Consider the following 16,040-nt stretch of genomic DNA (forward strand, 5'->3'; position numbering starts at 1 on the left):
TATATTTATGATATAATTTCTTTATAAACAGTTATTATGAAGGAGTTGATAAGTATGGCAAATGAAGAATCAAGAAAAAAAATTACTAATAGATTAAGAACCCTTAAGGGTCATATTGCAGGTATAGAAAAAATGGTTGAAGAGGGCAAGGAATGTGAAGATATTTTAATCCAGATAGCAGCTGTGAAATCCTCTATGCATAAGATAGGTATGATCATAGTTGAAGAGCATGCTTTGGATTGCTTATTAAATCAAGAAGATGATGAATGTATTGATAAGGAAAAGGCTAAAAAGGTTATAAAAACTCTTCTAAACTATACAAAATAATCATAACTAAAAAAAAGCGCGATTTGCGCTTTTTCAGATTGTAGACAAAGTCTACAAGATGACAGGCAGTCTCAAAAAGCGCAATATGCGCTTTTTTTAGCTTGGTGCAATAGTCAGCTTAGTTTTATTTACAATGTCCACTATATTACTATAGGCCTTTGTTGTACCATAAGCAACTATTGGTCTTCCAAAGGTAACCATTTTCAATACTCTTGAACAGCTTCCTCCTAACTTCATATAGAAGTTTACTGAGGGAGAGGTATTAACTAGAACTATTTCATCTTCAGATAAGCCTATCATGTTAGGAACAGATGTTATAGCATTCTTCATGGGATGCTCATAATATTGTCTACTTAAGGTATAAACATCATTTCCATATTCATCTATACCATGAAAAATTAATCTTCCTCTCTGATGCTTTTCTAATTTATCAAACATAGGAACTTCTAATATTTCGTCAGAGGAGGGTATTCTATCCATAGGAAGCTTGTTTAGATGAACATAAGTTGCGACTACCGAAGAATGACTGCCACCAATATCGTGATAGATTACATGCATAATAACACCTCCAATTCAAATATTGGCTTATATAGAGATCGCAATAATTTTTAGAAATATTACTTATAAGCGATTTCTACATAGTTATTTTTCCATGAAAGAGTAAAAACTATGCAGATCAACTTTTTAAGGCTGAGTTACTTATTCAATGTCTTAATTTTCTATGAATATACGAGTTTAAGTACTAGAAAATCTTTCCTTATGATGATATAATCTTACCATATTGAATTTTACATATTATTCAATATATTTCATCAATAGTCACTATAATCTTAAAGTATAAAGTGGCTAAAAATTAATGATTTTGGGAGGAAATAGAGAATGAAAAAGAAGATAGTACTATTATTAGCAATGATCATGATCCTTGCTATTCCAATGACATCCTTTGCAAAGGATGAAGTTACCACAGCAGAGTTTCTTAAGGATGCATTAGAATTAGCAAAGGTAAAGGTTGGGGTAGATATTGAATCTGATTTAACAGATACCGTTGATGCAGAGTATATACCTTATGTAGAAGCAGCATACAGTAATGATTTTATTTCAGAAGACGCAAAAATGAAAGTAAATGAAGAAATAACCAAAGAAGAAGCAGTTGTAATCCTTGTAAAGGTTTTTGGACAAAGAGCAAAGGTTAGCGAAGTAACTGAAGAAATGATAGATAAGACAATGAAATTCAGTGACAATGAAAGTATTGACCCTTCAGCAAAGCCTTATATTACATATGCTATACAAAATGATTTAATTGAAAGAAGCAAAGCAGTATTTTATCCTTCAATGAATTTAAGCAAGCAGACAGCAAGGGATATGATGTATTATGCTAAGGAATCTGCTGAAAAGAATTTTACTCGTAAAGGATTATCAGCAGGACAGATGCTTTTAGAAGCAAATGAAAAGCTTCTAGAATTAAAAACATATAAAGCAAATGCAGACATGACAATGAATATGGAAATGAAGGCTGAGGGATTACCTGCTGATGATGAAATGGGCGAGCAATTGCTTAAGCAAGGTATGAATATGGATATGGATATGAAATTAGATATGCAGGTGAAAAATCCAGATCAGATATATATTAATCAAACAGCTAAAATGAATATTGACATGCCAGAGGAAGCTAATGTAGAGCAAGAAACTGTTGCAGAAACGTTTATGGATAAAGGTGTGATGTATCAAAAGACAGACTTAACTGGAGAAAAATGGATCAAGACTGATATGTCATCGGTTTTAGGCCAAATACAGTCACTACAAGGTAATAATCCTCAAAACATGATGCAATTATCAAGCGAACAACTTGAATTCTATAAGAATTATGCATGGTATAGTGATGATGAAAAGATAGATGGAAAAGATTATTATGTTATAAATGTAGATATTGATAAAGAAGCCTATAAGAAGTTTTTCCAAGAATATACAGAAAAGGTTATGGACGCTGTACTTGCACAGCAACAAGAAACGAATCCATTAGAAAATGAAGGCGAAGCTGAAATGGCAAAAATGATGGTTACTCAGATGCTTCAACAAATGGATATAGAAGTTAGTTATAAGTTCTATATAGATAAAGAGTCTATGGGTTATGATAAAATGTGGATGTCTCAAAATATGTATATGAACATGGATAGCTTAATTCAAATGATAGCTGCAATGTCTGAAGAAGAAGATACAGATTTATCAGAAGTAAAAATAGAGATGGTAATTCGTGCAGAGGGTGAAATAGATTATACTGACTTTAATGGAGAAGTTACTATGCCAGTAATCGGTGAAGAGGATATCTTCAATTTTAATGCAGAGATAATGACAGAGGAATAAAATATTATATTTAGAGGACGGCCTATGACGCCGTCCTTTATTTATTAATGTTAAAAAAAGTTTATGATTTTTTCATGGCAAGAATAGTATAATAAAGATATATACATAATGAAAAAATATACTGGAGGGTTTACCGTGGTTAATCAAGAAAGAATAGTAAAGGAATTTATCGAGTATGTACAAATCGATAGCCTTACAAGAAAAGAAGGAAACTTTGCAAAATTTATAAGGAAAGAGCTAGAGAATCTTGGATTAGAAATAGTAGTTGATAATGCAGGAGAGAAAATAGGGTCAGACACAAACAATATCATTGCTACTCTTAAGGGAGACAAAGACGTAGAGCCTATTATGTTATGTTGTCATATGGATACAGTTACACCTGGAGAAGGTATAAAGCCAATTATAAAGGATGATGTTATATATAGTGATGGAACAACTATTTTAGGTTCAGATGACAAAGCTGGTATAGCTGCTATAGTGGAAGCACTTAAGATCATCCGTGAAGAAAAGGTATCTCATGGAGATATAGAAGTAGTATTCACAATTGCAGAAGAGGGCGGACTTAACGGATCTAAAAACCTTGACTACTCAAAGATAAAATCTAAGGCAGCCTTTGTGTTAGATAGCGGTGGAGCTCCAGGTCAAATAATAATACAAGGACCAGCTCAGGATAAAATAGACGTAGTAATAAAAGGAAAGCCAGCCCATGCAGGAGTATGCCCAGAAGAGGGTATAAGTGCAATTCAAGTTGCAGCTGCAGCTATAAACAAAATGAACCTTTTAAGAATAGATGAAGACACTACTGCTAATATAGGAATAATAAACGGTGGAAAAGCAACTAACATCGTATGCCCAGAGGTAGAAATAAAGGCTGAGGCAAGAAGTCTTAGCAATGAAAAACTAGACAAGCAGACTGCACACATGGTAGAGTGTTTTGAAAAGGTAGCTGAAGAATTTGGAGCAGAAGTAGAAATAGAAACATCTAGAGCCTATGGAGCCTTCAAAATAGATGAGAATGATGAAATAGTTCAAACCATCAAAAAAGCATGTGATAACATTGGACTTAAGGCATTCACAGACTCAACTGGTGGTGGAAGTGACACTAACATATTAAATGTTAATGGAATTAAATGTGTGAACCTTGGTATAGGTATGAAGAAGCCTCATACATTAGAGGAGCATATATCAATTAAAGATCTTGTAGATAGTGCAAGATTAGTACTGGAAATAATCAAGACAGTTTAATAAAAGTATATTAAAAATAAAACTCCTATGGGCATTTTAAATGTTCGTAGGAGTTTTTTTATTTGTCAAGAATATATTGGTATATAAAGATATTAATGCTATAATTGTAATAAAAATGAACAGAAGGTAGGAGGAAAGAGTAGTTGCACATATCTATCCACCTATGACCAAATAAGATGTTACTACACAGTAGTAAGTTGTAGTAGTGGACAATCAGAAAAGAAAATTCCTATAGAGGAAGATCAAACATATCAACAAAATACATTGATTTAAAATTCCAAATAGGAGTAGATGACTATGAAATACAAAATATTATTTAGTTTAATATTGCTATTAATTGTATGCATTATTTTTCAACAAATACACATGTTTCACCTTAAAGAGCAGCTTGGAATGCAAATCATAAGAAGAATCGACAGTTTACGTGGAGTTGTACAATTGACTCAGGGGAATATGACTAGAGCTGATAATTTAGAAACCAGAGATTTAATTAAACTAAGGTGGATGTTCAATGAGCAAGATATTAAGATAGATTCTATATACTACTCTGTGATATTTATAGAAGAGGAACTAGAGAAATTCTCCGATCAATTAGAAAACAATGAAAAAAGTAGAGAGAATTTAAAAAAACAACTAATTTATATATATAATGGATAGTCGATCAAATAACTATGTATGATTAGAGAAAAATAGGCTGAGAAGTGGTGAAAATATGAAAATAGGAGAGTTTGCCCAAAAATTTAATGTGAAAAAGTCAACAATTCGCTATTATACAGACCAAAAAGTACTACTACCAGTAAAAACTACTAACAAGATTATTTATGACAGTATGTGTGAAGAAGATATGAAACAGGTACTGGAATTAAGGGAAATGGGATTTTCCATAGATGAAATTAAAAAGTTTTTAAACCTGTTCAGACTTAAAGGAGTCGTAAATGATGAAGGCAAGATGCAATTAGAACATATGATTAATAGTAAAAAACTTGAGTTACAACATGATATAGAGCTAATCCAACACCAAATAGTTCAATTGGAGCAGTTAAGAAATAGAATACAGTCTACAGAGGCGGTTCATTCTAGTGGTTTTCCATTAGAATGTCTTAGTTATTTAGAATGTCCGAGGTGTAGAGAATCCTTCAATCTATATAATGCAGAGATTAAAAACATGCAAATTATTAATGGTCAGTTATCCTGCATATGCGGATTTAAGTACGAAATTGAGAAAGGGATTTTGGTGCCAGAAGAACAAATAACCATAGATACCACTCTTGTTAAAGTAGAGCTAAGGAAATGGGAAGATTATATGAGCAGAATTCCCGAAGAATTAGTTGAATTAATGGCTAAATGCGGGCAATATTATTGTGAGAATAATGATTTTTGGCAAAATGGTACAGTTTTTATTTTTAACGAAGCTGCTGCTGACCAATTGATATATCGAATACATAAGTTATTTAGTGAAGATAAAATATATATTTTTGTAAATCCCAATAAAGAAGAACTAATAGAATTAAAGCATTTACTTGAGGCTCATAATAGTAAAGGAAAATGGATATTTGTTTGCTATAATAGGCTTCTTCCAATAAAGCCGGTCGTGGATCGTGTATTCGATGCACTGGGATACCTAGTAAGCATGTATTATTCAGCAGAAGATGGAAATAACCTTAAGTGGATATCTGATACTTGGAGCAATGGGGCAGAGATGTTATTTACTTGTGTCAAGTATGATTTGGAAAGTAACACATATAAGAAAATCCCACAGTATCACCAGTATTTTAACCAAGATAATGTCATTAAAATGCTTAAATCACTCGGTATAAAAATCGATAAATCAATTGTACATGGTTCGATTTATAACATGTCAAAGATGTTTAAGTTTCATATAGATGGAGATGCAATGGATTGCTGGAGCTGTAGAGGCCGCTACTATAAAAAATAGTAAGTGCCAATACGAAAGTATAAGAGATTTACATAAAAATATATTATTTCTCACAAATTTTCCACATTTATAATATTTTTATTCCATAACTATCTTCTATAATGTAACCATAGAAAGCAAACAAAACATTAAAGGAGAGTGTATAACATGTTAAATAATTCAAAAATAGTAAAGGGATTTGTAGTAGCTACATTATCAGCATCATTATTAATACCTTCAGCGGTATTTGCAAATACAGAGGATACAAGTGTAGATGTTACAGACAAAAAAGCTAGACCAGCATTTGCAAAAATGAAGGAATTTAAAAATAAAGTCAATAAAGCAGGAGAAAAAACACATGAAAAAATATTAAACCTAGTTGAGCAATATGCACCAGAAGATTTAGATGAATGGAATGCAGTATTTGAAGAAAATGAAGAATTACGAAGTGAACTTATAGAACTACGTGAACAGATAAAGGAAAACAGAACAGAAAACAAAGGTGAGAAAAAAGAAGAAACACAGGCCTATAGAGATGAGTTAAAGGCAAAGGTAGAGGCTGAAGAGATTACTGAAGAAGAAGCAAAGGAAGAATTCAAAAGCTATATAGAAGAATTAAAGGGCGATAGACAAGAAGGAAAAGAAGAACGAAAAGAAAAGTTTGAGGAAAAGAAAGAGAATTTAGAGGAAAGAAGAGAAGAAGCAAAGGCAGTAAGAGCCGAATTAAAGACTGCAGTAGAGGAAGAAGATACTGAAAAGATAAATGAAATACTAGATGAAATACTAGAAAATGTTAAAGAAAAAACAGAATCAATAAAAGAAAGAATAGAAGCTGTAAAGGAAAGATTAGAAGAAATTGAATAAAACTTTGAGAAATAAGGTGTAGAAATGCACCTTTTTCTTATGGAATAAAGGAAGCCATAACCTAATATTCAGTTAGAAAAAAAGTAGAACTATAAAAAAAGTATGAAAAGCTTGTTAAATTTTAAACTATTGTTGAAATTTTCTGAAAAATATAATATTATATTGGTAAGCTGGTAATACCACTTAAAAAGTTCTTATTACCAGCAGAGTTCAAAAACTATAAAGAGTGATGAAAATTCTTTTTTTGACTAACTGGTATTACCATATCACCAATAATCAAAAAAGATTTGAAATTACTAGAGTTGAGTAAACATACTCGAATTGAAATAGGATTGTATCTTTAGGGAAATCGTTTCTCTTGGATATAAAATAGTAGCGTAACATCCTGATAAGGATTTTGTTATATCTCGCTTCACTGCTAGGGAATATATAAAAATAGATATAAGATATAAAAGGAAATAATTCACATCGACTTGCTATATGCCGCTCAAAAAAACTAATCTTTGATTCATACTAAATATTAATATAAAATGCCGAAATAGATTTAATCCCGGATAATAAGTGTATTTGCAGGAGAAGGTCTAAAATCTCGCAAGCTGGGTATGGGGCGTATGAGGCCTTTCTAGGATTGAAATGTAAATGCAGATATTATTATCACTTCTAATGGCTATAATCCCACTAGACTGAATATATTTATTAATTATAGATATTAAGCTTCAAATATTGATTTATGTATTACAATAAAATAATGAAAGCTTCTACGTTTTCTTAACATGGAAATATATGTTTTATTAACGTAATGACTGCTAATAAAGCCATATGCAATACTGCACAGTCTTTTATGAGAAAGCAATAAATACTTTGTATCTAAATAAAGTTATTAAAGACTGAGATTTAGTTATTGTAGGGAATTTCTAGCAGAAAAATAAAACTAAAAAATTTTAACTAACTGGTAATACTATAATACCAAAGGAGGGAATTATATGGATATATTTGTTTGTATTAAGCAGGTACCGGGGACTTCAGAAGTTGAAGTTGATGAAAAAACAGGTGTATTAAAAAGGGATGGAGTAGATTCGAAGATGAATCCCTATGATCTTTATGCCGTTGAAACAGCCATTAGGATGAAAGAAGATAAGGGTGGAGAGGTTACAGTATTAAGTATGGGCCCACCACAAGCAGCTGAGATAATTGGAGAATCCTATATGATGGGAGCCGATAAGGGAGCACTTTTTACAGATAGGAAATTTGCAGGTGCTGACGTTCTTGCTACAGCATACACATTGGCTCAGGGAATTAAAAAACTAGGAAATCCCGATTTAATAATATGTGGAAAGATGACTACAGATGGAGATACTGCACAGGTTGGTCCGGAAATTGCTGAATTCTTAGATATACCTCACGTTGCAAATGTTAAGAAGATATTGGAGATAAAAGAGGACTCTATTGTTTTAGAAATGGATATGCCCCATACTATTGAAGTTGTAGATGTGAAATTGCCATGTCTGATCGCAGTAGACAAAGGTATATATCAGCCTAGACTTCCATCCTTTAAAAGAAAGCTGGCAACTAAGGATAGAGAGATACCTTTCTATAGCTTAAAGGACCTAGATGACCATGATGAAATGAAATATGGATTAAATGGTTCACCAACTCAGGTAAAAAGAATATTTCCACCAAAAGCTAATACTGATCATGAGATTTGGAAGGGTACAGGTGAGGAGTTGTCAGAGAGATTATTTGATAAATTGAAAGAATTAAAATTCATATAGGAGGGGTAGGTAATATGGCAAAAATAGTGATTCATCAAGAAAAGGTTACAAATCCTGAAGAACTTATAAAGCTATGTCCATTTTCGGCTATAGAATATATAAATGACTATCTTACAATAAATGCAGCCTGTAAGATGTGTAACATATGTATAAAGAAAGGCCCTGAGGGAGTTTTTGAGTTAATTGAAGAGACAGTTCACAGTGTGGATAAGGATAAATGGAAGGGGATAGCGGTTTATGTAGACCATTTAGAAGGTGACATTCACCCAGTAACCTTTGAACTTATTGGTAAAGCTAAAGAGCTTGCCGCAAAGATAAATCATCCAGTATATGCTTTGTTTATGGGGCACGATATTAAGAATAGAGCAAAGGAAATACTTCATTATGGTGTAGACGAAGTATTTGTATATGACGAAGAAGAGTTGAAAGACTTTAGAATAGAGCCATATACTGCAGTATTTGAGGACTTTATCAACAATATAATGCCTAGTATCGTACTTGTTGGAGGAACTACTATAGGAAGATCCCTGGCACCAAGGGCAGCGGCGAGATTTAGAACTGGACTTACTGCCGATTGTACAATACTAGATGTACAGGAAAACACGGATTTAGACCAAATAAGACCTGCCTTTGGCGGAAATATAATGGCACATATCCATACACCAAACCATAGACCACAGTTTGCAACAGTAAGATATAAAATATTCTCTGCGCCTGAGAGAAGTGGAGAATCCTATGGAAAAATTACTCATTGTAGCATAGAGACTGAAAAACTTGCATCAAAGATTGAGGTACTAGATATAAAGAAAAAGGAAAAGGAAGAAAGTATAGAGGATGCTGAGGTTATTATCGTTGCCGGTAGAGCAATTAAGAAGGAAGATGACTTATCGATGATCCATGAGTTAGCTGATCTACTGGGAGCCCATGTAGCTACTACGAGACCATTAATAGAGGCAGGATGGGCAGATCCAAGAAAACAAATTGGTCTCAGTGGTAGAACGGTAAAACCAAAGCTAATAATAACCTGCGGAGTTTCTGGTGCTATACAATTTGTTGCCGGAATGAATAATTCTGAATGTATTGTAGCAATAAATAAGGACGAAAAGGCATCGATATTTGGTGTAGCCCATTACGGAATAATAGGAGATGTCTATGAAGTGGTTCCACAGCTTATAGAAAAAATTAAAGCTGGAGAACTAAGTGCAGAAGAACTAGTTGCGGTCACTGCAAATTAAGGGGGGAATAATATGAACTTTAAAAAAATCGATAAAAATGACTTAGATTTCCTTGTATCCGTTTGTGGAGAAGACAGAGTGTTTACAGGTGAAAATATAAATGAAGATTATAGTCATGATGAGCTTGCTGGAATTCATAAATACCCAGAAGTGTTGATTCAGGTTAAGAGTACAGAAGAAGTGTCAAAGGTTATGAAATATGCCTTCGAGAACAATATCCCCGTTACGCCTAGAGGTCAAGGTACAGGACTTGTTGGTGGAGCAGTTGCCCTACATGGAGGGCTTATGATGGATATGAGTCCAATGAATAGCATTGTAGAACTTGATGAAGAGAACCTAACATTAACTGTTGAACCTGGAGTACTGTTGATGGAGATATCAAAGTATGTAGAAGATCATGATTTATTCTACCCACCAGATCCAGGAGAAAAGAGTGCCACCATAGGAGGAAATATTAACACCAATGCAGGTGGTATGAGGGCAGTAAAATATGGTGTAACTAGAGACTTTGTAAGGGGATTGGAAGTAGTATTGCCAAATGGCGAAATAATGGAGATTGGAGGTAAAGTAGTTAAAAACAGTTCAGGCTATAGCTTGAAGGATCTAATTGTTGGTTCAGAAGGAACTCTTGGCATTGTAACAAAGGCGATTTTGAGATTATTACCATTACCAAAGAAGGCAATAAGTCTATTGATACCATTTCCGAATCTAGAAATGGCAATAGAGACGGTACCACAAATTATTAAATCAAAGGTAATACCGACGGCAATAGAATACATGATTAGGGATGTAATTCTTGCATCAGAGGAGTTCCTAGGTAAAAAGTTCCCTGATAGTTCAGCAGATGCATATCTTTTACTTACCTTTGATGGCAACAGTAAAGAAGAGATAGAACAGGTATACGAAAAGGTTGCGCACATTTGTTTAGATGCAGGTGCAATAGATGTGTTGATATCTAACACACAAGAAAGACAGGAATCCATTTGGTCTGCCAGAGGAGCATTTCTTGAGGCAATAAAGGCATCTACAACCGAGATGGATGAGTGCGATGTAGTAGTTCCAAGAAATAGGATAGCTGAGTTTGTGAAGTTCTCAAATGACTTGCAGAAAAAATTTGACATAAGAATAAAGAGCTTTGGTCATGCGGGTGATGGAAACCTTCATATCTATGTACTTAAAGATGACCTGTCTGAAGATGTCTGGCATAAAAAACTAAATGATGTATTTGATTGCATGTATACAAAGGCTCATGAACTAGGCGGAAAGGTATCAGGTGAGCATGGAATAGGTTATGCTAAAAAACCTTATTTAGAAGAGTCCATGGGTAATAACGGAATGGGTATACTGAAGAATATAAAGCTTGCTTTTGATCCAAAGGGCATTTTAAATCCTGGTAAAGTTTGTTAGAATATGAATTAATAGTATCCCTCTAGATAAGGGGTTAGGCTTCGCATCGCTCCTTATCTAGACCATACATTATATGTACCAGCAATGTTATTATTAAAAAGATGTAGTAATAGTTAAATTATTGTTTTACAAAATTTTACTATATATAGTTATAGAAAATTCTTAGTATAATTAACTTATACAAAAAATAGAAAGTTTGTTGCCTTCAAAGAATTGATGGTAAGTATTAAAAATTGCCAAGAAGCTTGCTTTGAAAATACAGAAAATTCAAATAATACAATACGAAATGTCCTATAAACTTAGCAAAATATATAATAGAGGTTTTATGTTAGGAGCTTAAAACTAAGTTTGGGAGGCGTTATTTGTGTATGCATTTATGGCTTTTTTACCAATATTGGTAACCATTATATTAATGGTTGGATTTAACTGGTCAGCAAAAAAAGCGTTACCAGTTGCCTGGGTTTTGGCAGCAGGTGTAGCACTTGGAATATGGAAGATGGACTTTCATTATGTAATGTCCTATTCAGTATTTGGAGTATTAAAAGCAGTTGATGTACTTATAATAATCTTTGGTGCTATTTTACTTATGAATACATTAAAGCAGTCGGGAGCTATGGCTACAATTAATAGTGGTTTTAGTGGGATTACACAGGATAGAAGAATACAAGCTGTGATAATCGGCTGGATGTTTGGATCATTTATTGAGGGGGCTGCAGGGTTTGGTACACCAGCGGCTTTAGCAGGCCCATTACTTGTTGGACTTGGTTTTCCTCCATTAGCTGCGGCTATGGTAGCTCTTATATACGATAGTACATCTGTTTCCTTCGGTGCAGTTGGAACACCGATATTTGGTACAATGAGTACTATATCGAGCAACTTGGCTGCAGCCGGTGCAGATGCTGAGGTATTCAAACTAAGCTTAACAAAATGGGTAGCAATTACACATTCAATAGTAGGTATTTTTATACCTCTATTAGGGATATGTATGATGACTAAATTCTTTGGAAAGCAAAGATCTATTAAACCAGGATTAGCAGCAGCACCATTTGCAATATTTGCGGGCTTAGCATTTATTGTACCATATATATTAATAGCTACATTGTTTGGACCTGAGCTACCTTCTTTGGTTGGTGCATTTATAGGTCTAGCAATAGTTGTATTAGCAGCAAAGAGAGGATTTTTAATACCAAAGGATAAATGGGATTTCCCAGATGTTAGTGAATGGTCAGATGATTGGAAGTCAACTGTAGATATGGGTGATGTTGGAGCAGCAAAAATGTCATTAGTAAAGGCATGGACTCCATATGCGCTAATAGCATTGATTCTAGTAATAACAAGGATTCCATCACTAGGATTAAAATCCTTACTTGCTTCACAAGTCATAACTGTTAAAAATGTTATGGGTATGGAAGGTTTAAATTATGGACTGAAGTGGGCATATTTACCAGGGACAATTCCATTTATACTGGTAGCACTTTGCACACATTTTATACATGGAATGAGTTCTAAGGAAATTAAAACGGCATGGAAAACATCCTTTAAACAAATAACTGGTGCCGCTATAGCGTTGTTTGCCGGCATTGCTATGGTCAAATTAATGTTAAACTCAGGCGTAAATGGAGCAGGCGTAGAAAGTATGTTAACGGAAATGGCTCAGGCAGCAGCAAGGATTTCAGGGTCTGCATATCCATTCTTTGCTCCATTCATAGGTGTACTTGGAGCATTTATGTCGGGATCAAATACGGTTTCAAATATACTATTCTCATCCTTGCATTTTGAAACCGCATCTATACTAGGAATGCCTCAGGTTCTAATAGTTGCCCTTCAAGTTATAGGTGGAGCAGTTGGGAACATGATCTGCGTAAATAATGTAGTAGCTGTATGTGCTACAGTTGGAGCAATGGGATCAGAGGGTAAGATAATTCGACGAAACTCTATACCAACCTTTATTTATGGAATAGCCGTAGCAATCTTTGTTGCCATATTGATTTACTCTGGATTTAATCCATTACCTTTATAAAACATAGAAAAATAAACATATTTAAAATCAGATATTGATATGCAACATTAAGATTTAAAATAAATTTTTATAGAAATAATAAACGTTTCTACATTTTTCTATGAAAATTTATTTAATCTTGAAGTTGCTTATCTATAGTATGCCACAATTACAAATAGAAAACACCCATGATAGTAGCCTGGTCATGGGTGTTTTCCTTTTAATCTTAATATTATACCTTACAAACTGGGAAGTAAACCTCTGTAACAAATTCATCAAAGTTTATATCCCCATGTTTGACATACTTTTCAAATGGTGGAGAGGTTAGCCTATATCCTTTAGTTTCTAACCATTGGGTTAGCTTAGCATATGCACTAGACAAGCCAGAATAATTGCCTTTATGAACAGCCATGGCACATAGGCCACCATCCAAGATACGAGTATTATCACTTTCTCCTATAACAGGGACTGCAAGCTCCGTATCATTTGACTCTGGATCAAACTCCTTATCATGGTAAATCGCCATAGGAGCCCCCTTTATTTGCAAACCATCATCTTCAACTAGTTTATAAAGCTCTCCGAAGTATCTATGATATTCCTTTAAGCTCATTTTCTGTCTAATAGAAAGTATTTTCTCAGGCTTCATTTCTACTAAACTAACTTCTATCTCATTAATATAATCCATAATATTTATCCCCTTTTCTAATTTTTCCAGATCGTAAAGCATTCGACTCTTTAGATTTTCATACTTAGAAATTCTATCTGACATTTCATCAACTTGTTTTTTTATCTCATTTAGAAGCAATTTATCGTCATCTTCTTCAAGCATTTTTGCGATGGTATCAAGTGAAAAACCATACTCCTTAAGCCTCATGATAAATAACATATCCTTAAGCTGTGAAGTATCATAGAATCTGTATTTATTATCTAGATTAATATGTACAGGCTTTATTAAACCTATTTCAGCATAGTGGCGAAGGGTTCTTGTAGTAACACCACATATTTTAGAGAATTCTCCTATAGATAGCAAAATAATCCCCCCGTTTCAATTAATTCAGCTAGCTTAATCCTATTATAATGTTTTACGTTACGTTAAAGTCAATTAGTTTTTTGATTTTCTAAAAAATACTTATCTAAATACATACATAATCCGAGATAATTTCATTTTTCACAGATTTTCCACATTTATAATACTTTTATTCCATAACTAAAACCTATAATGTAACCATAGAAAGCAAACAAAACATTAAAGGAGAGTGTATAACATGTTAAAAAATTCAAAAATAGTAAAGGGATTTGTAGTAGCTACACTATCAGCATCATTATTAGTACCTTCAGCGGTATTTGCTAACACAGATGATACAATTGGAGATTCAACTGGAAGAAATATGAGGCCAGGTATTAGCAAAATAAAAGAATTTAGAAGTAATGTTCGTGAGAAAGTAGGGAATGGACAGGAGAAACTACTTGAATTAGTAGAAAAATATGCACCTGAGGATCTAGACGAGTGGAACGCATTACTTGAAGAGCAAAAGGAATTAAGGAGCGAACTTCAGGAAAACCATAAAGAGAGAGTAGAAAATTGGAAAGAAAATAGAAGCGAGAATAGAGAAGAAGTAAAGGGCTATAGAGACGAGTTGAAGGCAGAAGTAGAGTCTGGAGAAATCACTGAAGAAGAAGCAAAAGAAGAGTTTCAAAGCTATATGGAAGAATTAAAGGGCGACAGAGAAGAAAGAAAAGAAGAAGTGAACGAGAAGCTTGAAGAAAAGAAAGAAAACTTTGAGGAAAATAGAGAAGATGCAAAGGCAGTAAGAGAAGATTTAAGGACTGCAATTGAGGAAGAAGATACTGAAACTATAAATGAAATATTAGATGACATGTTTGAGAATCTTAAGGAGAGAGTTGAGTCATTAAAGGAAAAATTAGAGGGAATGGAATAGAGAATTAATTATAGATAAGAGAGATGTACAATTGTACATCTCTCTATTTTGAGTAATAATTCATAAAAAAATATAAATTCAAAAAATTATTAAAGGATTTTTAGGTATAAAGTAGAAAAATACAATAATGTGTCAACACTCTAGAGAGAATCAGTATTAAAAGGAGTTGGGGAGAATGGAAATAAAGAGAAAAGAAGCATTTGAACTTCTTAAGGAATATGTGGATTCCCACAGTTTGATAAAACACTGCCTAGCTGTTGAAGCTTCAATGATAGGCTATGCTAAGAAGTTTGGTGAAGATGTAGAAACCTGGGCATCCTGTGGTCTTTTACACGATATTGACTTTGAAAAGCACCCTGAAGAGCACCCACTAGTAGGAATAGAAATACTAAGAGAAAAGGGCTACCCAGAGGACTTTGTAATGGCCGTAAAGGGGCACGGAGATCATACAAATACACCTAGAGAAACTATGATGGCAAAAACTCTATATGCTGTAGATGAGCTTTCAGGTTTTGTTATAGCCTGTGTACTTGTAAGACCAAATAGGTTTGAGGGACTGAAGGTAAAATCCGTTAAGAAAAAGCTTAAGGATAAGGCTTTTGCAAAGGCTGTAAATAGAGATCAAATCAAAAAAGGTGCCGATGAGATGGGAGTAGATCTTACAGAGCATATCCAGACGGTTATAGATGCTTTGGTACAAAGAGAAGCTGAGTTACAAGAACAGGGACTGAGCTTAATAGAATAGATAGAAGGGGGTGTCTCATGAAGGAATCTTATGAGTACACCCCGTATTTTTATAAAAAACAAATAATCAAAATACAATAATTTCATATTGCATTTTAGGCAAAAATATATTTTAATATAGCTAGTAAAAAAAATTTTTAAAATTATTTTGCATAGAATATATTTGTGTAAGTCTATATTTAACCTTAATAAAGAAGGATGTGATTGAAATTATACTGTTAAATCAAAATC

14 protein-coding genes are annotated in these 16,040 nt (G+C 33.6%); 12 read left to right on the top strand and 2 right to left on the bottom strand.

Going from position 1 to position 16,040, the window contains the following annotated elements:
- The first annotated feature begins 54 nt into the window (after positions 1 to 54).
- Positions 55 to 327 carry a metal-sensitive transcriptional regulator gene (locus R9X47_RS17310; protein ID WP_432662278.1) on the top strand — a complete coding sequence of 91 codons (273 nt, stop codon included), beginning with the start codon at positions 55 to 57 and terminating at the stop codon, positions 325 to 327.
- Between the two features lie 96 nt (positions 328 to 423).
- Here the strand turns inward: R9X47_RS17310 and R9X47_RS17315 are convergent, their stop codons facing one another.
- The gene (locus tag R9X47_RS17315; RefSeq protein ID WP_432662279.1) at positions 424 to 885 is read right to left on the bottom strand and encodes a DUF3189 family protein; all 462 of its coding nucleotides are present in this window, start codon (positions 883 to 885) and stop codon (positions 424 to 426) included.
- 321 nt (positions 886 to 1,206) lie between these two features.
- On the opposite strand from R9X47_RS17315, the gene R9X47_RS17320 reads away from it, so the two are divergent.
- The 9 genes from R9X47_RS17320 to R9X47_RS17360 all read left to right on the top strand — a co-directional run bounded on the left by R9X47_RS17320 (position 1,207) and on the right by R9X47_RS17360 (position 13,146).
- Positions 1,207 to 2,688, top strand: coding sequence for a hypothetical protein (locus tag R9X47_RS17320; RefSeq protein WP_432662280.1), 1,482 nt, complete (start codon positions 1,207 to 1,209; stop codon positions 2,686 to 2,688).
- A 135-nt stretch (positions 2,689 to 2,823) separates the two neighbouring features.
- The gene (locus R9X47_RS17325) at positions 2,824 to 3,933 is read left to right on the top strand and encodes a M20/M25/M40 family metallo-hydrolase (RefSeq protein ID WP_432662281.1); all 1,110 of its coding nucleotides are present in this window, start codon (positions 2,824 to 2,826) and stop codon (positions 3,931 to 3,933) included.
- Between the two features lie 297 nt (positions 3,934 to 4,230).
- On the top strand, positions 4,231 to 4,590 hold the full coding sequence (locus R9X47_RS17330; RefSeq protein WP_432662282.1) for a hypothetical protein: 360 nt from the start codon (positions 4,231 to 4,233) through the stop codon (positions 4,588 to 4,590).
- Between the two features lie 55 nt (positions 4,591 to 4,645).
- Positions 4,646 to 5,869, top strand: a complete 1,224-nt coding sequence (locus R9X47_RS17335) for a MerR family transcriptional regulator (protein ID WP_432662283.1) — start codon at positions 4,646 to 4,648, stop codon at positions 5,867 to 5,869.
- Positions 5,870 to 6,016: 147 nt separating this feature from the next.
- Positions 6,017 to 6,712: a hypothetical protein gene (locus R9X47_RS17340; protein ID WP_432662284.1), complete on the top strand. Its 696-nt coding sequence runs from the start codon at positions 6,017 to 6,019 to the stop codon at positions 6,710 to 6,712.
- Between the two features lie 983 nt (positions 6,713 to 7,695).
- Positions 7,696 to 8,484 carry an electron transfer flavoprotein subunit beta/FixA family protein gene (locus tag R9X47_RS17345; protein ID WP_432662285.1) on the top strand — a complete coding sequence of 263 codons (789 nt, stop codon included), beginning with the start codon at positions 7,696 to 7,698 and terminating at the stop codon, positions 8,482 to 8,484.
- Between the two features lie 14 nt (positions 8,485 to 8,498).
- Entirely contained in the window at positions 8,499 to 9,719 is a 1,221-nt protein-coding gene (locus tag R9X47_RS17350) for an FAD-binding protein (RefSeq protein ID WP_432662286.1), read from the top strand.
- Between the two features lie 12 nt (positions 9,720 to 9,731).
- Positions 9,732 to 11,126 carry an FAD-binding oxidoreductase gene (locus R9X47_RS17355; RefSeq protein ID WP_432662287.1) on the top strand — a complete coding sequence of 465 codons (1,395 nt, stop codon included), beginning with the start codon at positions 9,732 to 9,734 and terminating at the stop codon, positions 11,124 to 11,126.
- Between the two features lie 364 nt (positions 11,127 to 11,490).
- The gene (locus R9X47_RS17360) at positions 11,491 to 13,146 is read left to right on the top strand and encodes an L-lactate permease (protein ID WP_432662288.1); all 1,656 of its coding nucleotides are present in this window, start codon (positions 11,491 to 11,493) and stop codon (positions 13,144 to 13,146) included.
- 211 nt (positions 13,147 to 13,357) lie between these two features.
- Here R9X47_RS17360 and R9X47_RS17365 read toward each other — a convergent pair whose 3' ends face one another.
- On the bottom strand, positions 13,358 to 14,155 hold the full coding sequence (locus R9X47_RS17365) for a MerR family transcriptional regulator (protein WP_432662289.1): 798 nt from the start codon (positions 14,153 to 14,155) through the stop codon (positions 13,358 to 13,360).
- Positions 14,156 to 14,390: 235 nt separating this feature from the next.
- On the opposite strand from R9X47_RS17365, the gene R9X47_RS17370 reads away from it, so the two are divergent.
- Complete coding sequence (locus tag R9X47_RS17370) at positions 14,391 to 15,065, top strand: hypothetical protein (RefSeq protein ID WP_432662290.1); 675 nt, start codon at positions 14,391 to 14,393, stop codon at positions 15,063 to 15,065.
- A 175-nt stretch (positions 15,066 to 15,240) separates the two neighbouring features.
- The gene (locus tag R9X47_RS17375; RefSeq protein ID WP_432662291.1) at positions 15,241 to 15,810 is read left to right on the top strand and encodes an HDIG domain-containing metalloprotein; all 570 of its coding nucleotides are present in this window, start codon (positions 15,241 to 15,243) and stop codon (positions 15,808 to 15,810) included.
- Positions 15,811 to 16,040 lie beyond the last annotated feature (230 nt).

Origin of the sequence: Wukongibacter baidiensis (assembly GCF_050888315.1) — a bacterium.
GTDB lineage: Bacteria > Bacillota > Clostridia > Peptostreptococcales > Caminicellaceae > Wukongibacter > Wukongibacter baidiensis.